At 72.1% G+C, this 18,954-nt stretch carries 26 protein-coding genes; 6 read left to right on the top strand and 20 right to left on the bottom strand.

What is annotated here, in order from left to right:
- Nucleotides 1-78: 78 nt before the first annotated feature.
- Nucleotides 79-888, top strand: coding sequence for an isocitrate lyase/PEP mutase family protein (locus HD593_RS02740; protein ID WP_185100555.1), 810 nt, complete (start codon nt 79-81; stop codon nt 886-888).
- Between the two features lies 1 nt (nt 889).
- Here the strand turns inward: HD593_RS02740 and HD593_RS02735 are convergent, their stop codons facing one another.
- The 9 genes from HD593_RS02735 to HD593_RS02695 all read right to left on the bottom strand — a co-directional run bounded on the left by HD593_RS02735 (nt 890) and on the right by HD593_RS02695 (nt 9,098).
- Complete coding sequence (locus HD593_RS02735) at nt 890-2,695, bottom strand: glycoside hydrolase family 2 protein (protein WP_185100554.1); 1,806 nt, start codon at nt 2,693-2,695, stop codon at nt 890-892.
- A gap of 69 nt (nt 2,696-2,764) precedes the next feature.
- Nucleotides 2,765-3,754, bottom strand: coding sequence for a LacI family DNA-binding transcriptional regulator (locus HD593_RS02730; RefSeq protein WP_246547472.1), 990 nt, complete (start codon nt 3,752-3,754; stop codon nt 2,765-2,767).
- 96 nt (nt 3,755-3,850) lie between these two features.
- Complete coding sequence (locus HD593_RS02725; protein ID WP_185100553.1) at nt 3,851-4,429, bottom strand: hypothetical protein; 579 nt, start codon at nt 4,427-4,429, stop codon at nt 3,851-3,853.
- Between the two features lie 79 nt (nt 4,430-4,508).
- On the bottom strand, nt 4,509-4,835 hold the full coding sequence (locus HD593_RS02720; protein ID WP_185100552.1) for a YdeI/OmpD-associated family protein: 327 nt from the start codon (nt 4,833-4,835) through the stop codon (nt 4,509-4,511).
- Nucleotides 4,832-5,260: a VOC family protein gene (locus HD593_RS02715; protein WP_185100551.1), complete on the bottom strand. Its 429-nt coding sequence runs from the start codon at nt 5,258-5,260 to the stop codon at nt 4,832-4,834. The genes HD593_RS02720 and HD593_RS02715 overlap by 4 nt, the downstream gene beginning before the upstream one ends.
- Before the next feature lie 80 nt (nt 5,261-5,340).
- Nucleotides 5,341-5,511 carry a hypothetical protein gene (locus HD593_RS02710; protein ID WP_185100550.1) on the bottom strand — a complete coding sequence of 57 codons (171 nt, stop codon included), beginning with the start codon at nt 5,509-5,511 and terminating at the stop codon, nt 5,341-5,343.
- A gap of 36 nt (nt 5,512-5,547) precedes the next feature.
- Complete coding sequence (locus HD593_RS02705) at nt 5,548-6,117, bottom strand: cytochrome b family protein (RefSeq protein ID WP_185100549.1); 570 nt, start codon at nt 6,115-6,117, stop codon at nt 5,548-5,550.
- Entirely contained in the window at nt 6,101-8,617 is a 2,517-nt protein-coding gene (locus tag HD593_RS02700; RefSeq protein ID WP_312903318.1) for a polysaccharide lyase family 8 super-sandwich domain-containing protein, read from the bottom strand. The genes HD593_RS02705 and HD593_RS02700 overlap by 17 nt, the downstream gene beginning before the upstream one ends.
- Nucleotides 8,618-8,636: 19 nt before the next feature.
- Nucleotides 8,637-9,098: a hypothetical protein gene (locus HD593_RS02695; protein ID WP_185100548.1), complete on the bottom strand. Its 462-nt coding sequence runs from the start codon at nt 9,096-9,098 to the stop codon at nt 8,637-8,639.
- A gap of 173 nt (nt 9,099-9,271) precedes the next feature.
- On the opposite strand from HD593_RS02695, the gene HD593_RS02690 reads away from it, so the two are divergent.
- Entirely contained in the window at nt 9,272-9,748 is a 477-nt protein-coding gene (locus HD593_RS02690; RefSeq protein ID WP_185100547.1) for a nitroreductase family deazaflavin-dependent oxidoreductase, read from the top strand.
- A 5-nt stretch (nt 9,749-9,753) separates the two neighbouring features.
- On the opposite strand, the gene HD593_RS02685 is transcribed toward HD593_RS02690, so the two are convergent.
- The 4 genes from HD593_RS02685 to HD593_RS02670 all read right to left on the bottom strand — a co-directional run bounded on the left by HD593_RS02685 (nt 9,754) and on the right by HD593_RS02670 (nt 12,462).
- The gene (locus HD593_RS02685) at nt 9,754-10,086 is read right to left on the bottom strand and encodes a DUF4326 domain-containing protein (RefSeq protein ID WP_221524584.1); all 333 of its coding nucleotides are present in this window, start codon (nt 10,084-10,086) and stop codon (nt 9,754-9,756) included.
- Between the two features lie 9 nt (nt 10,087-10,095).
- Nucleotides 10,096-10,533 (bottom strand): phospholipase, encoded by a 438-nt coding sequence (locus tag HD593_RS02680; RefSeq protein WP_185100546.1) that lies wholly within the window; start codon nt 10,531-10,533, stop codon nt 10,096-10,098.
- A gap of 96 nt (nt 10,534-10,629) precedes the next feature.
- Complete coding sequence (locus HD593_RS02675; protein ID WP_185100545.1) at nt 10,630-11,049, bottom strand: hypothetical protein; 420 nt, start codon at nt 11,047-11,049, stop codon at nt 10,630-10,632.
- A 132-nt stretch (nt 11,050-11,181) separates the two neighbouring features.
- Complete coding sequence (locus HD593_RS02670; RefSeq protein ID WP_185100544.1) at nt 11,182-12,462, bottom strand: cytochrome P450; 1,281 nt, start codon at nt 12,460-12,462, stop codon at nt 11,182-11,184.
- Between the two features lie 65 nt (nt 12,463-12,527).
- Between HD593_RS02670 and HD593_RS02665 the strand changes: the two genes are divergently transcribed.
- Nucleotides 12,528-13,208: a hypothetical protein gene (locus HD593_RS02665; RefSeq protein ID WP_185100543.1), complete on the top strand. Its 681-nt coding sequence runs from the start codon at nt 12,528-12,530 to the stop codon at nt 13,206-13,208.
- Between the two features lie 89 nt (nt 13,209-13,297).
- Nucleotides 13,298-13,735: an anthrone oxygenase family protein gene (locus HD593_RS02660; RefSeq protein WP_185100542.1), complete on the top strand. Its 438-nt coding sequence runs from the start codon at nt 13,298-13,300 to the stop codon at nt 13,733-13,735.
- 14 nt (nt 13,736-13,749) lie between these two features.
- Here HD593_RS02660 and HD593_RS02655 read toward each other — a convergent pair whose 3' ends face one another.
- Genes HD593_RS02655 through HD593_RS61015 form a run of 4 tightly spaced genes read right to left on the bottom strand, consistent with a single transcriptional unit; the run spans nt 13,750 to nt 15,419 of the window.
- Nucleotides 13,750-14,427 carry a metal-sulfur cluster assembly factor gene (locus tag HD593_RS02655; protein ID WP_185100541.1) on the bottom strand — a complete coding sequence of 226 codons (678 nt, stop codon included), beginning with the start codon at nt 14,425-14,427 and terminating at the stop codon, nt 13,750-13,752.
- The gene (locus HD593_RS02650; RefSeq protein WP_221524583.1) at nt 14,424-14,639 is read right to left on the bottom strand and encodes a hypothetical protein; all 216 of its coding nucleotides are present in this window, start codon (nt 14,637-14,639) and stop codon (nt 14,424-14,426) included. Before HD593_RS02650 ends, HD593_RS02655 begins: the two co-directional genes overlap by 4 nt.
- A gap of 1 nt (nt 14,640) precedes the next feature.
- Complete coding sequence (locus HD593_RS61020) at nt 14,641-15,273, bottom strand: zinc-binding dehydrogenase (protein WP_312903317.1); 633 nt, start codon at nt 15,271-15,273, stop codon at nt 14,641-14,643.
- The gene (locus HD593_RS61015; RefSeq protein ID WP_246546197.1) at nt 15,216-15,419 is read right to left on the bottom strand and encodes a hypothetical protein; all 204 of its coding nucleotides are present in this window, start codon (nt 15,417-15,419) and stop codon (nt 15,216-15,218) included. Before HD593_RS61015 ends, HD593_RS61020 begins: the two co-directional genes overlap by 58 nt.
- 147 nt (nt 15,420-15,566) lie before the next feature.
- Here HD593_RS61015 and HD593_RS02640 point away from each other — a divergent pair, with 147 nt between their 5' ends.
- Entirely contained in the window at nt 15,567-16,049 is a 483-nt protein-coding gene (locus HD593_RS02640) for a GNAT family N-acetyltransferase (protein WP_185100540.1), read from the top strand.
- A gap of 45 nt (nt 16,050-16,094) precedes the next feature.
- Nucleotides 16,095-16,565, top strand: coding sequence for a PPOX class F420-dependent oxidoreductase (locus HD593_RS02635; RefSeq protein ID WP_185100539.1), 471 nt, complete (start codon nt 16,095-16,097; stop codon nt 16,563-16,565).
- A 28-nt stretch (nt 16,566-16,593) separates the two neighbouring features.
- Here HD593_RS02635 and HD593_RS02630 read toward each other — a convergent pair whose 3' ends face one another.
- The 3 genes from HD593_RS02630 to HD593_RS02620 are packed head-to-tail and all read right to left on the bottom strand — an operon-like array spanning nt 16,594 to nt 18,948.
- Entirely contained in the window at nt 16,594-17,193 is a 600-nt protein-coding gene (locus HD593_RS02630; protein WP_185100538.1) for a hypothetical protein, read from the bottom strand.
- Nucleotides 17,194-17,196: 3 nt separating this feature from the next.
- A complete protein-coding gene (locus HD593_RS02625) occupies nt 17,197-18,573 on the bottom strand; it encodes an FAD-dependent monooxygenase (RefSeq protein WP_185100537.1) in 1,377 nt (458 codons plus the stop codon).
- A 36-nt stretch (nt 18,574-18,609) separates the two neighbouring features.
- Nucleotides 18,610-18,948 carry a winged helix-turn-helix transcriptional regulator gene (locus HD593_RS02620; RefSeq protein ID WP_221524582.1) on the bottom strand — a complete coding sequence of 113 codons (339 nt, stop codon included), beginning with the start codon at nt 18,946-18,948 and terminating at the stop codon, nt 18,610-18,612.
- Between the last annotated feature and the right edge of the window lie 6 nt (nt 18,949-18,954).

Raw genomic sequence — 18,954 nt, 5'->3', positions numbered from 1 at the left:
GACTCATCAGTATTCCTGATGGAAAAGATCCCGGCTATGCATTTGACCGATCGATGGGCCGGTGCCGAAAGTGGGCCCATGACGGATCAGCTGACCAGGGTGTCCCGCTTCCGCGCCCTGCACGAACGACCCGAGCCCCTCCTGCTGCCCAACCCGTGGGACGCGGGCACCGCCAGGCTCCTGGCCGGCCTCGGCTTCGAGGCGCTGGCCACCACCAGCCTCGGCGTGGCCAACGCGCTCGGCCGCACCCGCGCCGGCCGGCAGGACATCCTCGACAACTGCCGCCTGATCAGCGAGGCCACGGGCCTGCCCGTCAACGCCGACCTGGAGAACGGCTACGCCGACGACCCCGCGGAAGCCGCCCGGATGGTCGCCGACGCCTGCGCCCACGGGGCGGCCGGCGCGTCCATCGAGGACGCCACAGGCGACCCACGCAGCCCGATCTACGCGTTCGAGCCGGCCGTCGAGCGGGTACGGGCGGCCGTCGAGGTCGCGCGCGGGCTGCCCGTCCCGCTCGTGCTGACCGCCAGGGCGGAGAACCTGCTGCACGGCGTGGACGACCTCGGCGACACGATCCGCCGGCTGCAGGCGTTCGAGGCGGCGGGCGCGGACGTCCTGTACGCGCCCGGCCTGCGCACGCTCGACCAGATGCGCGCCGTCGTCTCGTCCGTCGGCAAGCCTGTCAACGTCGTGATGGGCTTCGCCGACCCGGGGATCACGCTGGAGCAGCTCGCGGAGATCGGCGTGCGGCGCGTCAGCGTCGGCGGCGCGTTCTCCCGGCTCGCCCTGCGCGCGTTCCTGGACGGGGCCAGGGAGATGCGCGCGGGACGGTTCGGGTTCGTCACCGGGATGGCCTCGATCGGCGAGCTGCACGAGGCCTTCCGCTGAGTCAGCGCTCGCAGGCGGCCTGCCGCGACTGGACCGCGCGCACGCGCCCGACGTCGAGCTTGGTCGTGCGGTCGAAGCGGTAGATGCCGTTCTCCTCCTGGAAGACGTCGGTGAGCTGCGTGTAGCAGTAGCCGAACATGTCAGGGTCGTCCAGCAGCACGCCGGTCAGCCCGGCGAAGCGGGCGTGGAACTCCTCCTCGTCGCGCACCCGCTGGCCGTAGCCCCAGGAGCCGACGCGGGCCGCGTCCTGCTCGGTGCCGGCCAGTTCGGGGTTCCACCAGATGCCGCCGTACTCACTGACGAAGTACGGCTGGCCCCGGTACGGCACGGAGATGGGCCGGTCGCCGGCGGTGTTGACGTAGGGCTGGTCCTTGCCCAGGCCGCTGAGCTGCCCGGCGAACGCGGCGGGCTCCTGCTCGTAGTTGTGCGAGTCGTAGACGTCGGTCTCGGGCACGCGGTGGCTGTAGCCGGAGGCGTCGATGACGGGGCGGGTGGGGTCGGCGAGCTTCGTGGCCAGGAACAGGCCGCGGGTGACGTCGTCGAGCTGGGTGACCTGGTCGTTGATCATCTGCGTCGTCTCGTTGAGCGGGCACCAGCCGATGATCGACGGGTGGGAGTAGTCGCGTTCCAGGACCTCCAGCCACTGCGTGACGAAGGACGCCGTGGGGTGCTGCTCGCGCCCGTCGAAGGCGCCCCAGTCGCCGAACTCGCCCCACACCAGGTAGCCGAGCCGGTCGGCGTGGTAGAGGAAGCGCTCCTCGAACACCTTCTGGTGCAGGCGCGCGCCGTTGAAGCCGGCGGCCACCGACAGCTCGATGTCGCGCAGCAGGGCGGCGTCGGAGGGAGCGGTCATGAGGCCGTCCGGGTAGTAGCCCTGGTCGAGCACGAGCCGCTGGAAGACGGGGCGGCCGTTGACGAGCACGCGCTTGCCGTCGATGGCGATGGAGCGCAGCCCGGCGTAGCTGTCCACGGCGTCGGTGACGGCGCCGCCGGCGTCGAGCAGCTCGATCCTGACGTCGTACAGGAAGCCCTGGCCCGGCTCCCAGAGGCGTACCCGGTCCTCGGGGAGCTGGAGGCGCAGGGAGGGGGCGAGGTCCACGTCGGCGCGGGCGGTGGCGGTGGCGGCGGGGCCGTCGCCGTCGGAGACCGTCACGCGGACCGAGGTGCCGGGGCGGTTGGCGGACAGCGGGGTGACGACGGTGAAGGAGGAGGTCGCGACGTCCGGCGTGATGCGCGGGCGGCGCAAGTGCGCGTCGGGGACGGGCTCCAGCCACACCGTCTGCCAGATCCCGGTCGTGCGGGTGTAGAGGCACTCGTAGTTGCCGTACCTGGTGGACTGCTTGCCCCTGGCCTGGGGGCCCTGGCGGGGGTCGCGGACGCGTACGACGATGGTGGCGTCCTCGCCGGGACGGGCCACGTCCGCGAGGTCCGCCGTGAACGGCGAGAAGCCGCCGCGGTGGCGGGCCACCTCCACGCCGTTCACCCACACCGTGGCGTCGTGGTCGGCGGCGCCGAAGTGCAGCAGCGTACGGCGGCCCGCCCAGGCCGCCGGGATCGTCACCGTACGGCGGTACCAGACCGCCTCCATGAAGTCGGTGTGCCCGATGCCGGACAGCTCGGACTCGGGCGCGAAGGGCACGGTGATCGTCTGGGCGAGCTCGCGCTCGCGCAGGCCGCGCTCCAGGCCGGAGTCGGCGGAGTCGATCTCGAACTGCCACTGCCCGTTGAGGTTCAGCCAGTCCGCGCGGGCCATCTGCGGGCGGGGATACTCCGGTCGGGGAAGGTCGTGGGCGGCGGAACTCGGCATCTGACACCCTTCGCTGGGAACGCGCTTTTGCTACGTAGCAAAGCGTGCCATACGCCCTCCGGCCGCGCCTCACCGGCTGGACTCGCGCACCTCCAGCCGGAAGTCCACGACGATGCGCGGCTCGCGCCCGCCGGACCTGCCGCTGATCTGCTCGTGCAACATCGCGACGGCGTTCCTGGCCAGCGCCTCGACGTCCGGTGAGACGGAGGTCAGCGACGGTGTCGAGTACCTGGCCTCCTCGACGTCGTCGAAGCCGACCAGCGCCACCTCCTCCGGCACCCGGACGCCGCGTTCCTGCAGCGCCCGCAGCGCGCCGAGGGCGAGGGAGTCGTTCATCGCGAAGATCGCGTCGGGCATCGCCCGCCCGGCGTCCAGGTGCTCCTCGATCGCCTGCTGCCCCTCCGCGCGGGTCCACCCGGCCTCGACCAGCAGCTCCTCGTGTGCCGCCAGCCCGGCCTCCGCCAGTCCTTCGAGGAAGCCGCGCCACCGCATCCGCCCGGTCTGGTGCTCCGCCGGGTTGTAGCCAAGCAACATCAGCCGCCGCCGGCCCCGGGCCGCCAGGTGGCGCACCACCGCCTTGGACGCCTCCCGGTTGGGGATGGCGACGTGCTGCACGTCCCCCTCCAGCGCCTCGTCGCCCACCAGCACGACGGGATAGCCGGGGCGGCGCCGCCGCCCGTCCTCCGGCCGCAGCGCCAGCGCCATCATGATCGCGCCGTCGGTGAGCTGGTTGCGGCTGCCCGTCAGGACCTTCAGCTCCCGCTCCCGCTCCGACTCCGTCAGCTCGATCAGCACCGTGTACCCGAGCGCCTCGGCCTCCCGGACGACCGGCCCCGCCAGGTCGGCGAAGATGCGGGCCCTGAAGTCGGGCACGACGAGCGCGATCAGCCCCGTACGCCCGGCGCGCAGGCTCCTGGCGGCGGCGTTGGGCACGTATCCGAGCTCGGCCATGGCGTCGAGCACGCGCTGACGGGTTTCGGGCCGGACGTAGGCATAGTCGTTGACAACGTTGGAAACCGTCCGCTGGGAGACCCCGGCCGCGCGGGCCACGTCGTGCATGCTCACGGCCATCAGCGTCACGACTCACGTGAGGTCGGTGCCACGGCCCTCATCGTAGTGTTCGCTGCGGCCCGCTCCCATCGTGCTACTCGCGCGTCACGTGAACTGCAGGACGATGATCGCGACGCCGAGCGTGAAGTCGAGCACGGCGCAGAACTCCGCGAGCGACCGGGCCACGACCTTGTTCGCCCGCCAGACGATCACGTCCTGGACGGCGTGGCCGATGAGCGCGACCGCGACCAGCCACGCCCCGAGCACCGGGTCCAGGGCCAGCGCGACGAGCGCGGCGGCCCCGAAGACCAGCATCAGCGGGATCTGCGCGGCGGCCAGCCGGGGCCCGCGCGGCAGGCCGCTCACCAGGCTGAGCACGGTGACGGTGACCGCCCCCGCGACCAGCACCGTCCACAGATCGGCCCCGAGCACCCGCACCACCGTCACCCCCGCCACGGAGGCGCCGAACAGGATCCACACGACTCCCGGCCGGCCGACCACCGCGGTGCCCAGGTAGATGAGGGCGGCCAGGAAGACGACGAGGCCCTGGGCCCGGCCATCCTGCTCGTCCATGACGGAGAGCGCCGCCGCCGCCAGGCCGGCCAGGGTGGGCCAGCGGTGGGCGAGGAAGGTCAGCACGCGGCCGGGTGCCGAGGTGGCTGAAGATGGGGAAACGTCTGTCATGCCCCGACTCTCGGGGGCCGGCCGCCCTGACGTCCCGACCGGCCCATCGAGCTGTCCGGAATTCTGGGCATCCGGTCCGTCAGGAATGGCCTTCGGCGGCGGCGAGGCCCGCCGGCTGCATGCGGCCCTGCTCACGCAGGCGCGCCACCCGGGCGAGGTTCCGCTGGGACCAGTTGCTGCGGGGCCGGCGCGGGGTGTAGCGCTGGAGGTAGGTGGCGGCGTCGCGGCCGCGGGTCAGGCCGTCGATCCAGCCGTAGCACAGCGCCTCCTCCAGGGCCTGCTCGTACGTGAGGCTCGTCGGCTCCGTCGTGCCCTTCTTGGCCAGCACCACCCACGCCTCGGTCTCCGTGCCGTGGTGGTCGGCCAGCCAGCTCCGCCACGCGGCCGCGTCGGGGAAGATCGTCATGACGTCTCCTTCATGGAGGCGAGGATCTCCAGGTAGTGCGGGTTGTACATCAGGCCGAGCACGTTGCCCCACGGGTCGATCACCGAGGCGGTGATGAAGCCGGTGCCCCGGTCGTGCGGCGCGTCGTGCGCCGTCGCGCCCATCTCCACGAGCCGGGCCTGCGCCGCGGGCACGTCGTCCACGTGCCAGTAGACGATGGCGCCCGCGGGCCTGCCGATCGTGGCGGGGTCGGGGGTCATGGCCAGCGGGCTGCCGGCGTACTTGCTGTGGATGACGCCGAACTCGTGCTGGTAGTCGCCGATCCGCCACTCCATGTACGCCGGGGTGTCCATGTACGGCGGGATACCGAACAGCTCGGTGTACCAGCGCTTGGTCGCCTCGAAGTCGGGCGAGTAGAAGGCGGTGGTGGTGAGTCCTCGAAGCATCTCCGGCTCCTGTTCGCTGGGTTGTGCCCCCATCATCACCCCCGAAAGTGCTCACCGAATGAGCACTTTTCCGAGCGATTTCAGCTCCGTCGCCGACGGGCCTCCCAGACGCCCGCCGCGATCCCCGCGGCCAGCGCCACGACGGCGATGACGGCGATCTCGACGGGGCCCATGGCGCCCAGCGGGGCCAGCAGGCTTCCGATCACGATGAACGTGAGCAGGGCGGCTATGGCGCCCACGATGACGGGCATGTTCGACCTCCTGACCCCGAGGGGACAGATTCCCGGTCAGCGCCAGAGGAACACCAGGGCGGTGAGGGCGATGGTCAGCACCACGAAACCCGGCGTCCTGGGCCGGCGGGCGGCCTCCCTGCGCGAGGAGACGATCAGCGTGACGATCAGGGCCAGCGCGGCGAGCAGGTGCAGGCCGTACCAGACGACGATCGGGATCCCGCCGAGGACGGTGCCGGACAGCCAGTCGTCCACGGAGCCGTAGCCGCTCACGGCGCTCAGCACGGTCAGGCCAAGGCCCAGCCACGCGGGGGCGTACCGGAACTGGCCGAGCATGACCCAGATGACGGCGCCCAGCAGGAACAGGGTCGAGGAGGTGAGGTGCAGCTGCCGCATGAGCAGGCCGCCGCGCACGTCGAAGCTGATGTGCAGGGTGGATTCGTAGGCGGCGCTCATCATGACGCCGTGCAGCGGCCGGTAGGCGCCGTCGTACGGCACCTCCTGGCCGCTCGGCGTGAAGTGGAAGGCCAGGAAGGCGCCGGTGGCCAGGACGACCACGAAGCAGTAGATGAGCATCTCGCCCACGAGCTGGCGGACCCTCTCCAGGCGCTCAGTGGAGGGTGGCACTGAAGGTGCGCCCGTAGGCGTGGTGGGTCGTCGCCTGGATCAGGGTCCCGCCCGGTACGCGGTGCACCGTCACCCCTTCGTCGGCCGTGTCGAGCCTGAGGCGGGCGCCGCGCACGACCACGGAGACCCGCTCGCGTCCCATCGTGGGGTCGGACAGCGCCACCTCCGTCCGGCCGCCGGACGAGCGGACGATGACCGAGGCGGGGCCGTCCACGAGCAGGTTCCCGGCGCGGCGCGGGCCGTCGCCGAACACGTTGCAGGCCACGATGCCGAGCGCCCTGTGCCGCACGGCCTGGACGTGCCGGTCGTTGGCCAGAACGGTCAGCGGGCCGTCCTCGTACGCCCGCAGGGCGGCCTCGGTGGCGTTCGGGACCAGGGCGTAGGCGAAGGCGGGCACGCCGGCGATCGTGGCGGTGAACACGTTCTTGGTGACGGCGGTGTCGGGGTTGGCGGTGCGGACGACCCGGCGGCTGCGGGTGACCGTCTCCAGCCCCGCCGCCACGGGCTGCCTGGTGAGGAAGGCGTAGCCGACGGCGGTGCCGCGGGTGCCGTTGGCGTAACGCAGCCAGCGCGGCGGCGTGGCCGGGGCGCCCGGCTGCCAGGAACTCCCGTCCCAGCGCTCGCCCGTGAGTGCGACCGCATTGCCGGGTGCGGCGATGCGGCTGTCCACGGTGGTCACCACGTCCCGGCCGCCCTGGCCCGAGACGTCGGCGGCCAGCACCACGATCTCGTCGTCGAACAGGAACCAGGACTTGGTGGCGCGCGCGTTCCGGTAGGCGACGAAGTCGTCGGGCAGGATGCCCGCCTGCTTCGCGGTGTACGCGGCGTCGTCGGACTGGACCATGCCCGCGGCCCCGTACGCGCCGAGGGTCGCGCCGCCGGAGAAGGCGTTCCCCGCGCGCGGGAAGTACACGTAGGTGTTCTGGGACTCCGAGGAGGAGGTGAAGCCGAGCGGGTGCCCCGGGTTCTCGTACCAGAAGCGGCCGTACAGCTCGGGCACCGTCCGCCGCTCCTCCACCGGCGCGGTCACCCCCGCCAGCCGGTACGGCGAGACGGCCGTGTAGTAGTCGACGCCGAACACCTCGCGCTGGTCCTCACCCGCCAGGTACAGGTAGTACGCCCCGTCGCCCTGGAACCAGGGCATGAGGTTCTCGCCGTTCATGTACTCGTACTTGCTGATCCGCTCCGAGCTGCGGGCCAGCGCGAAGGCGTACCCCGGGCGGCGGTGCACGGTGCGGTCCATGGCGTTGAACGCGACGCTGCGCGCGGCCGGGTTCAGATCGGCGGCCGGGACGGTGGAGTCGGCGCGGATGGCGGCGTAGCGGGCGATGCTCACCGGGGAGACGAACGCGGTCGTGTCCGCCGCCGGCAGGAACCTGAGGTACCTCTTCAGCGGCAGCGCGTCCTCGACGTGGTCGGCCAGGTCGGCCATGGCCTCCACGACCACGCCGATGTCGGTGTAGCCGCTGCTGGTGCGCGAGACCGCCCGCCCCTTGACGATCTCCATCATCCAGCCCTCGAAGATCAGCGGGGCGAAGCCGTCGGTGATCCACCGGTACACCACGGCCGGCAGGTCCTGCGGGCCGCTCGCCACGCCTTCGAGCATCTTGAGCGTCTGCACGACGCGGGTCAGCAGGCTGCGGCCGTACGAGCCGGTGTAGGCGACCGAATGGTGCTGGATGAAGGAGCCGTCGCGGTAGTAGCCGTCGGTGACGCCGTGCTGGAGCCGGTACGGGTCGATCGTGGCGAAGACCGTGGCCTGGTCGGCGATGGCCTTGGTGACGCGGGCGTCGTCGGCGGTGAGCGCGCCCTGGAGGATGCGGTTGGCGGTGATGTCGGCCAGGTTCGCCCCGGTGTGGAAGCGGGAGTCGAGGTCGACGTCGCCGTCCTTGCCGTTGCGGAGGTAGGCGTCCATCGAGGCGAGGTACGTCGCCGTGAGGTCGCCGCGTAAGCCCTCGGGCAGCAGGGCCAGCGTCCTGCTCACGTGGGCGGGGATGGCGATCTCCCAGTTGTGCCAGTTGCCGTAGTAACCGGCCTGCTGGTCGGCGAAGTGGCGCTCGTGCAGCCAGCGCAGGCCGCCGGCGACGCGCTGCTGGGCGGCGGCGTCGTCGGCGAGCGCGCTGCCGGGCGCGCGGGTGGCGAGCGCGATCTCGTACAGGTACTGGTAGGCCAGCCGGAGGTTGACGTCGTCGGTGCCGAGCCGCAGGCCGGCGAACAGCTCGCCCTCGCCCGCCTGGTCCATGGCCGCCAGCCGCTGCCTGGCGGTGGCGAGGATGGCGGCGAGCTTGCCGGCCACCTCGGGGCGGGCGTTGACGTCCGGCGTGCCGGCGAAGATGGCGAGGGTGTTGGCCAGCAGCCTCGCGTGGTCGACCGCCGCGGCGTGCGACGGGGAGGCGGCGACGGCGAGCAGGCCGGCGCCGGGAAGCAGGGAGAGAACCTGGCGGCGGGACAGGTGCGGCACGGCGAGCTCCAGGCCGGTGGCGGATACGCTGGGGCTCACCGTACATGATCGTCCGGGGTTACTTCGAGAGGTAGAGGGTCTTCCACGTGCCCGCGTACAGGCAGTTGAGCGACGGCTTGGCGGCCTTGCGCTCGGCGCAGACCTTGAGCTCGACCTGGTAGACGTGCCGGTAGGTGAACGAGAACCGCTTCGGGGTCCTGTAGGAGCAGTCGCGCGCCCAGTGCTCGCGGTTCGGCAGCTGGTTGCCCGACCGGTAGGTGATGCGGAAGACGGCCCAGCCGCAGGCCGCGCCCCGGGTGTTGTCCTGCACCTTGCCCGAGACGCGCACGACGTCGGCGGTCGGCAGGTCGGCGTGGTCCTCGCCGGTGGCGGTCAGGGTTCCGGTGGCCTTGGCGGCCTGTCCGGGGGCGTAGTAGGGGCCCCACGGCGCGCTCGCCGCGGCGTGCGCGGGGGCGGTGAGGGCGAGGGTGGCGGCGGCTGCCGCGAGGGTCAGGCCTGCAAGGGTTCGGGTGATCGCCATGGGGACCGTCCTTCTCAGGTGGGATGGACCCACTGTGCGGTCGGGCGATTTCAGCGGGCTTGCCGGATGACTTCTTCCACTTTCAACCTGATTGCCAGGCAGCGCGAGCCGTCAACCCCGGCGATGGCCGATCTCCGCGCATAGGCTGGAGCCGACCGACGAGAGGTGCGGACATGGCCGAGGCGACACCTTCCAACCCCGGCGGGACCTCCGGGCCGCCGCGGCGGTTCCGGCAGAGCCGCGGGCGCCGCGTGGGCGACGCGGTCATCAGCGTGTTCATCCGGGCCGGCCTGGTGCCCGGCTCCTACCTGCTCACCACCCGGGGCCGCAAGACGGGGCGCCCGCGTACCAATCCGGTGACCGTCGTCGAGCACGAGGGTAAGCGGTGGCTGGTGGCGCCGTACGGGGTCGTCTCCTGGGTGCACAACGTGCGCGCGGACGCGCGGGTCACCCTGGGCCGGCTCTTCGGCAGGCGGGCCTACACCGTGCGGGAGGCCACGCCCCAGGAGGCCGGGCCCGTACTCAAGCTCTACGTCGCGGTCGCGACCCCCACGCGGCCGTACTTCCGGGCCACCAGGGACTCTCCAGTGGCGGACTTCGTCGCCGAGGCGGAGCACCACCCGGTGTTCGAGCTCGTACCCGCCGGCTGACGGCCCTACGGCTCCTGCCCGGCCACCACGGCCAGCAGCACGTCGGCGTGGCAGTCCTGGTCGGGCTTGCACCAGCAGGCGAGGTCCCTGCCCGCCAGCTCCTCGCGGGCCCGTTCGACGAGCTCCGGATGTTCGCGCAGGTGCACGCGGTACAGCTCGATCACCTCGGCCCGCTCGTGGACCCGCCCGCCGCACGTCCGGCAGCCCTTGCCGCCGACGCTGTGCGGGCTGTTGTACGGGCTCGCCTTCAGCCCCGGCGCCGCCCTGCCCACGTACGCCGCCCCCTCGGGCACGTGCCCGTGATACCTGTCGCCCTCGACCTTGACCCGGTGTGCCACCGTGGCCTCCTAGTAGACCGCTCCCAGTCGCCGCACCGCCTGATAGTACGAGCGGGCGAGCCTGTCACACGCGGTCTTGCGGATCTCGGCGTAGGCGGCGCACACCCGGCCCAGGTCGAACAGGAAGGCCTGGTCGACGCGCTCCCGGTGGGCGGGGAGCCGGCCCATCGCCTTGTAGTTGCGGTAGCCGAAGTCGTGCCGCACGCAGGGCAGGCTGAAGTCGAAGCCGAGCGGCTTGTCAGGGCTGCCGGAGCACAGGTCGGTGGACCAGTCGAAGGCGTAGGGGGCCCAGGAGGACCGGTCCTGCCAGGCGGCGCGCCAGGCGGCGGCGCTGCGTGCGGTGGGCTGGGTGAGCGCCGAGAGCGCGGTGAGTTTCTGCTGCAGCGTCACGGCCGGGGCCGGGAACGCGGTGATCAGGGCGAGGGCGGCGAGCGATGATCCAACCATGAGAGCCTGCTCCGTCGTGCCAGGAAGCTGTCATGGGTAGCTTCGCCTGACCGCCCCGGCGTCCAGGCGGAATGCGGGGCAATGCCGGTTCAAGATTTAGTAGATGCGGTACTTCTTGCCGCAGTTGTCGAACTTGCCGGCCCAGCAGGTGAACGTGTAGACCTTCTTGATCCCCTTGCCGCTCCAGGCGCCGACGACCTTGCCGTCCCAGGACTTGTTGAACTTGTGCCAGGAGCCGTTCTGGTAGTACTCGAACCACACCCAGCCCTTCTTGCCGCCGACCTTGTCCACGCCGTACCACTTCGTGAACACCTTGCCGCCCGCGTTCCAGGTCTTGCCGTAGGTGTAGGCCTTGCGGTCGCCGGAGAAGAACTTGCCCCACTTGACGAGCGTGACGGTGCTCGCACCGGCGGTGGTGGTGGCCGGCGTGGCCGCCTGCGCGGCGGCCGGGCTCAGGGCCAGGCCGGTGACGGCCATCGAACCGGCCAGGGCGGCGATCGTGAGGGTCTTACGCATGATCGGGTCCTCTTTCTTCTGTGTTCGGTGCTGCCGGGCTCGTCCCGACGTCAGGAACACTACGGAGGCACCCAGGGATCATCTGTGGAGGAATCCACACACCAGCCGTGATCAGCACCACACCGGTTCACGTCATCCGGAAGGGCGCCTCACGCGAACGCGCATCCTGATGTCGTTCTCGGCCCACAACACGAAGCGTTCCACCGGCACCACGGGATGGTCCTCGACCGGTTCGAAGCGGAACCTCCTGAGCAGCACCGCCAGCACCAGCTCCGCCTCCACCATGGCCAGGCTCGCGCCCTCGCAGCTGCGCGGGCCCAGGCCGAAGGGGATGTAGGCGTACCGGGGACGGCGCGCCGACGCCTCGGGGGTGAACCGGTCGGGGACGAACGCGTGCGGGTCCGGCCAGTGGTCCGGGTTCAGGTGAACGGCCCAGAAGGGGTAGAAGATCGTGGTGCCCGCCGGGAGGTGGTGGCCGGCGAGGGTGAGGTCCTCGGTGGTCTCGCGGGCGCCGTACGGGCCGGGCGGGTAGAGGCGCATCGACTCCTTGAGCGCCCTCTCCAGGTACGGCAGGCGCTTGAGGTCGGCGTAGGACGGGGCGGGACGGTCGCCCAGGACGTCGTCCAGCTCGGCGGCCACCCGCGCCGCCTCCTCCGGGTGCCCGGCCAGGAGGTGGAGGGTCCAGGAGACGGCCACGCCGGTGGTGTGGTGGGCGGCCAGCATGATCATGAGGACGGCGTCGCGGATGCGGGCCGGCGTCAGCTCCGCCTTGACCAGGGCGGCGACCAGGTCGCTGCCACCGGCGGCCAGGACGCCGTCCACGACCTCGCGCAGGTACGCCAGCGCCTGCTCGGCCCGCGACAGGTCGTCGTCGCTCTCGTGGAGGCGGCCCAGGTAGACGGTCAGCACGGTCTCGAACGCGCTCACCACCCGGGCGGGGTCGTCGATGTCGCCGCCGAGGGCGTACTGGCAGATCATGCGCAGGGAGAGCGCGCTCAGGTCCTGCTGCAGCGCCACCTCGCCCAGGCCCGCCCAGCGGTCGGCGAGCTCCGTGGCCAGGGCGGTGAAGGCGGGGAAGTGGGTCTCGTGGGAGCGTCGGCCGGCCAGGACCGACAGCAGTGCCCGGCGGAACGGGACGTGCTCGCCGGCGGGCAGCGTCTGGAGGTTGCCCGCCTCGCACAGCGGGGCCAGGAACTCGAAGAGCTTGTCCGGGCGGGCGTTGACCGCGGCCGTGGCCTCCAGGAGCACGGGATCGGCCACCGAGACGGCCGACGGGGCGCCGGGGAGCTGGAAGCGCACCAGCGGGCCGTACCGGTCGTGCAGGTCGAGCTGGTAGGCGTGCAGGCCGCCCGCGGCCGTGATGGCGCTCAGCCCGCTGTCTGACTGGGCGGGAGGTCCGGGGATATCGCGCACGTCGCCACGGTCTCCCGAGCACGTTCGCTTGGCAAGCCTCCCGATGGTTCTGTCAAGATCACCACATGGTGCGATTAGGGGTGACGCTGGTGGCCGTGCTGCTGTTCCTCAGCGGAACGCACCCGCTGGTGGGCACGCCCCGGACGTTCGAGGACGACGCCGCGCGGGCCGTGTGGACGTGGCGGACCAGCGGCGCGGCGGAGCGGTGGCGCGACGGGTTCCTGCCGCTGGGCGGGCTCAGCTCGGCGCCGCCGGAGGTGCTCAGGAAGGTCCGGCGCGATGAGGAGTTCGGCTGGAAGGTGGCCGGGCCGCTGCCCGCCACGCCCGCCGACGGGCAGGTGCGCTGGGACGACGGGACCACGAGGCGGGTGCCGGTGATCGGGGCGCGCGAGGCGATGCTGGAGCAGTCGCCGTGGGAGGACGGCGACTCCGGCCTTCCCGACGAGCAGAGCTACCACATGACCGGCGCCACCTTCACCACGATGCGGCTGCGGACGCTGCGCGGCATGGCCACCGTGCCCGCCTGGCGGCTGCGCTTCTCGGATCTGCCCGGCACGATCGATCAGGTCGCGGTCGACTGGGACGCGGTCGGGCGCGTGGGAGACCTGGTCGGCGGCATGTGCGCCGGGGTCGGGATGTCCGGTGAGGGCGTCGCCGAACTCCAGGAGCCGCTGGGGAACCGGGTGGTGCTCAACGCGGGGAGCGGGCTTCCCGTCCTGTGCCTCCGGATGCCGGAGGGGTGCTAGCGGCTCCGCTCCTCGCCGTAGACGCTCGCGTATGGAGGTGAGAGGGCCCACCATGGACCGTCTCGCCGGTCGGGCGTCACGATATGACCATGCTTGTACTGGCTCTGATCACCCTCGTGCTGCACGGCGCCCTCACGGGCCTGTTCTACTCCTTCTCCATGTCGGTCATGCCGGGGCTGAACGCCATCGACCCCGCCCAGGCCGAGGCGGCGATGCGGAGCATCAACCGCAAGATCCAGAACGGCTGGCTCTACCTGATCTTCCTGGGCTCCCCGCTGGCCGCCCTGGCGGCCGGGTTCCTCGCGGACGGCATGGCCGCCACGTGGTTCTTCGCCGCCGCCGGGGTGAACTTCCTCGGCTCGTTCGTGGTGACCATGGCGATCAACGTGCCGATGAACAACGCGATCGACGCCGGGAAGCTGTCGTACCAGGACTACTCGCCCCGGTGGACCACCTTCAACACGCTCCGCACGGTGGCGTCCGCGGCCGGCCTCGTCCTGGTCGGGCTCGGGCTGACCGAGCTCTGATCCCCGGGCTGTGATCAGGACCCGTAGCGGGTCCGCAGCAGGCCCCGGCAGAGCCCGGCGTTGCCCTCCATGCTGACCCGCACCGTACGGGCGAACCGCAGCCGCCGCTCCGCCTCCTCCTCCAGGATCGGCCGCCCGCGCTCGTCGAGCAGCAGCGGCGACCCGGGCGAGCAGTCCAGCCCGAGCTCGGCGCGGCGGCGCAGCAGCCCCGCCAGCTCGGGTCCGTCAGGGACGTCCGCCACCCGGGCGCGCCTGCCCCACCGGCGCACCACCCGGTCGAGGCTCGCCAGGTACGCCTTGCGCCGGAACGTCAGCCGCAGCCCGTCCAGCTCCCCGGCCGCCGCGCCGGGGAAGCTCTCCTCCTCCCCGGGGAACGCGTCCGTCTCGCCGGGGAACGCTTGTGCGAACCCGCCGCCCGCCGCCACCCCCGCGTTGATCTCCTCGGCCGCGAAGTGGTCGACCAGCCGCACCCGCGCCGACCGCACGCCGGGCACCGCCCGTACGGCGTCGAGGGCGTCCGCCACCATCAGGTACGCGAAGTTGGGCGCGCAGAAGTACGTCGGCAGCCGCAGCCGCACCGACGCGTGACCGTCGTCGGTAAGCTCCGCCGAGCTGACGAAGCCCAGGTCGGTGATCGGCTCGTCCAGCTCCGGGTCCCGCACGGTGGCCAGCGCGGCCCAGAGCCCGTTCACGCGGGCACGGGGATGTCGTAGAGGCGGGCCAGGTTCAGGCCGAGGATCTTCCGCTTCACCTCGGTCGCCTCGGGCGACAGGTTGCGGTGGTAGTCGTAGAAGCAGTTGATGAAGCCGGTGCCGTAGCGGTTGGCCTGGTTGGACGGGCGGCCGTCCCAGAAGTGCACGTGCCCGTCCACGACGAAGTACCTGTTGCCGTCCTTGTCGTACATGTCAGCTCCTCGACGGCACCAGGATCCCGCGGCCCCGCAGGCGCCCGCCGTCCAGGTCGTCCATGGCGTCGTTGACGGCGTCCATGGGGTACGTCCTGGTGTGCAGCCGCACCTTGCCCCTGGCGGCGAGGGCCATCAGCTCGTCCAGGTCGTTGTAGGAGCCGACGAGGTTCCCGATGACGTTGATCTCGGTGGAGATGATGTCGATGGTGGGGAGCTCGACGCGGCCGCCGTACCCGATCACGAAGTACGAGCCCGCGCGGCGCAGCATCGCCACGCCCTCCCGCTCGGCGCCACCCTCGCCCACGAAGTCCAGCACCACGTGCGCGCCCTGCCCGCCGGTCAGCTCGATCACCGACTCCACCTGCCGGCCGTCGGCGGGCACGGTGTGCGTGGCCCCGAGCCCTTCGGCGAGCTTCAGCGCCTCCGCCGACCGGTCGACGACGATGATCTCGGCGGGGGTCATCGCGGCCAGGCACTGCACCCCGATGTGACCGAGCCCGCCTGCGCCGATCACCGCGACGCTCGTGCCCGGGTGGAGCAGCGGCTGCGCCTTGCGTACCGCGTGGTAGGCGGTCAGCCCCGCGTCGGCCAGCGCCTGTACGGCAGCCGCACCCCGCTCTTGCGCGCCCACTGCCCCTCGACGATGTGCAGGTCCGTACGGCACAGCCCGGCCCCGCCGATCTCGACCAGCACGTCCAGCGGGCCGGTGACCCTCGGCTCCGGGACGTCCTCCACCACGGGACGCTTGGTGTACTCGTGCAGACGTACGGCTTTCATCGTCGGCCGCTCCCTGATGAGACGTCAGCCCGATCGTCGGACCGCTCGTCGGGAACGGTCAACGCCCGAAATTTCAGAACACGGGAATCCCGCACCGCCGGCCTCACCCGTTGACGGCGGGAAGATGATCGCTCATGATCATCGATCGTGATCGACATCCGCCGCGCCACGCCCGGCGACGCCGCCGCCCTGCTCGCCCTGCAGCTGCGGCTGGACGAGGAGTCGAGCTTCATGCTGCTGCAGCCCGGCGAGCGCGCCCCGTCGCCATCGCCGTCACCGTCACCGTCGTTCGTGCTGCTGGGGATGGCGGACGAAGGCGTGGCGGCCGGGTACGTCGAGGTGGAGGTGCTGCCCTACGCACGCGCCCGCCGTACCGGATATGTCGTGATGGGGGTCCGGGCCGCGTACGCCGGTCAGGGGCTCGGGCGGCGGCTGCTGGACCGGGCCGCGCAGGAGGCGCGGACGGCCGGGATGGCGCGGCTGGAGCTCACCGTGATGACGCACAACCAGCGGGCGCTCGGCCTGTACCTGTCGTGCGGCTACCAGGTGGAAGGGCTGCGGCGCTCCGCCCTGGACGTGGACGGTCGGCGGGTGGACGAGTACTACATGGGGCTGCTGCTGGAGGTCTGAAAGGATCGGACGCAGCGTACGCCCTAATCGGAAAGGCATATCGAGATGGCTCCGAACATCGCGACCGCGCGCCGCGTCGACCTGCCCGAACTGCTCGACTTCCTGCGCCCGCGCCACCACGGCCTGCTGTCCACCACCCGTGCGGACGGGCGGCCCCAGCTCTCACCCGTGTCCTGCGGCGTCGACGACAGCGGCAGGATCGTGGTCTTCACCTATCCCGACAGGGCCAAGGCGGTCAACGCCCGCCGTGACGACCGCGTGTCGATCTGCGTGCTGTCCGACGACTGGAACGGGCCGTACGTGCAGGTCGACGGCCGGGGTGAGGTGCTGGACATGCCCGAGGCGCTGGAGCCGCTCGTCGAGTACTACCGGTGCATCGCGGGCGAGCACCCCGACTGGGACGAGTACCGCGAGGCCATGCGGCGCCAGGACAAGTCGCTGATCCGCATCCACATCGACCGCTGGGGCCCCATCGCGACCGGCGGCTTCCCCGCCCGCCTGGCCTCCGGCCAGTAGCGCGGCAGGCGGGGCCCTCAGAACTCGCTCAGCTCGAACACCCCGAGGTCGTCGGCCGAGGTGCCCTGGCTCGGGGACGTCCGGTTGAGCGACGCCTCGACCGCCACCCATCCGTGGAACCGCCGGAGCTGTCGATGATCCGCAGCATGGGCTTGACGTGCGAGTTTCCGGTGTAGCAGTGCTCGCCGCGCCCGTCGGCCAGCTCGCGCCGCCAGTGCCAGATGGTGTCCCTGCGGTCGGTCGAGGTGGCGTTCGCGGTGGCCAGGTAGTAGTCGGTGCCCGTCGTGGCGCCGCCCAGGCAACGGCTGCCCGAGCAGCGCCGCCACGCGGTCATCCTTCGCGAGCCGCCCGGGGGGATCGGCTCGCTGACCGTCCGCTCCTCCCAGCCGTTGCCGGTCCAGGTGATGCGCAGCACCGCCCCGGTCACCGTGTACGTCCCGCTGAGCTCCTTGGGGAAGCCGGTCGCCTGGAACCCGTTCGCGGTCTGCACCTGGCACGCCCGCGCGCCGCAGCCGCTGACCCCCGTGTAGGTACGGTTCACGCGGACCCGCTGCGACCCGTGGAAGTGGGAGTCGTACGCCTTGCCGTCGGCGGTCAGGGAGTAGGTGGCCAGGCGTACCCACGCCAACGATCACACCATCGCCAGGTAGGCGGCCAGCTCTCCGGCCGAGGAGGTGGCGATGCCGACGTACCCGTCCGGCCGGATGAGGGTGTGCCGCTCCCCGCCGTACGGCCGCGCCGGGACGTACGCGCGCACCTCGGGGCCGCCGGCGACGCGGGGCGCGGGGTCGGGGGACAGCAGCGTGAAGTGCGGCCCCCGCAGCAGGTCGAACAGGCGCGCCCGCCGCCCGCCCGCCAGCTCGACCTGGCCGTCGGGCACCCGCTCGCCGCCCTTCGCCGCCAGCGAGCCGCCCCGGTAGCTCAGCGTGAGCTGGTACGTCTCCGGGTCTCGCTTGATCGTCTTCTTGTCGTGCAGGTCCGCGCTGAGGCCGAGCACGCCGGCGGCGATCGGCCTGCGTTCCTCCTCGTAGGTGTCCAGCAGCGGCTCCGGCGCGCCCGCCAGCGTCCTGGCCAGCTTCCAGCCGAGGTTGTAGGCGTCCTGCACGCCGGTGTTGAGCCCCTGGCCGCCCGCCGGCGGGTGCACGTGCGCGGCGTCGCCCGCGAGGAGGACGCGGCCGGAGCGGTAGCGGTCGGCGAGCCGGATGTTGACCCGGTAGTGGGAGGACCACAGCAGCTCGGTCAGCCGCACGCCGCGCAGCATCGACCGCTCCGCGAACAGCCGCTGGTACCAGGCCAGCGTGGGCTCCGGCTCGGCGCCCGGCCGCAGCGGGGCGAGCAGCTGGAAGGTGTCGGTGCCGGCCATCGGGTACAGCGCCACCGTCCCCCTGCCCGGCCGTACCCAGACGTGGATGTGCTCCCTGCCGAGCCCTTCGACCCGTACGTCGGCCAGCGCGCTGCGCTGCTCCTCGCGGGTCTCGCCGGTGAAGCCGATGCCGAGCGCCTTGCGTACGGTGCTCCTGCCGCCGTCCGCTGCCACCAGGTAACGCGCCCGCACGCTCTCCCCCGAGCCCAGCCTGGCGGTCACCCCCCGCCCGTCCTGCTCGAACCCGTCGAGCGCGACCCCCTGCTCCACCTTCCCGCCCAGCTCCGCCAGCCGCTCCCGCAGCACCGCCTCGGTGCGCCACTGCGGGTGCATGACCACCGTCGGGTACGGCACCGCGTCCGTGGCCGCGTCGCGCCGGTGCATGCGGGCCTGCCAGACGGGGACCCTGCCGATCCTGACCCGCAGCGGCGGGTACGGCGCGGACGCCGCCAGGATCGGCGCGACCACGCCGAGGTCGTCGAAGACCTCCTGCGTGCGGGGCTGCAGCCCTTTGCCCTTGGAGCCCCCGGCGGGCTCGGGCGCCCGGTCGACGATGCGGCAGGCGACGCCGCGCCTGGCCAGGTCCACGGCGAGGGTCAGGCCGGTCGGGCCGGCGCCCGCGATGAGCACGTCCGTGTCGTTCATGCCCCGACCGTGCCAGGCGGCTCTGCCGGATCGCTGTCAGCCTCTGTCATCCCCGGCGCCCCAGTCCCATAGGGCCTGGAGCACGGGACCGAGGCGACGACCGCGCGGGGTCAGCCGGTAGGAGGTGCGGGGCGGCCAGCCGGGCCGGCGGTCGCGGACGAGCACGCCGCTCTCCGCGAGCTGCGCCAGCCGATCCGACAGCACCTTGTCCGACAGCGCGGGCAGCGCACGGGCGAGCTCGGTGAACGTGCGCTCGCCCCGCAGCAGCTCGCGCACCACCAGCGTCGTCCACCGGCCGCGCAGCGCGCCGAGGGTGATCTCCACCGGGCAGGACGGCGTGGGCTCCGCGACCGCCGCCCGGGCGTCGTCCGGCAACCCCGG

The sequence above is a fragment of the Nonomuraea rubra genome, assembly GCF_014207985.1.
GTDB lineage: Bacteria > Actinomycetota > Actinomycetes > Streptosporangiales > Streptosporangiaceae > Nonomuraea > Nonomuraea rubra.
The sequence above is the reverse complement of the archived record's forward strand: the minus strand, read 5'-3'. Positions and strand labels throughout refer to the sequence as shown.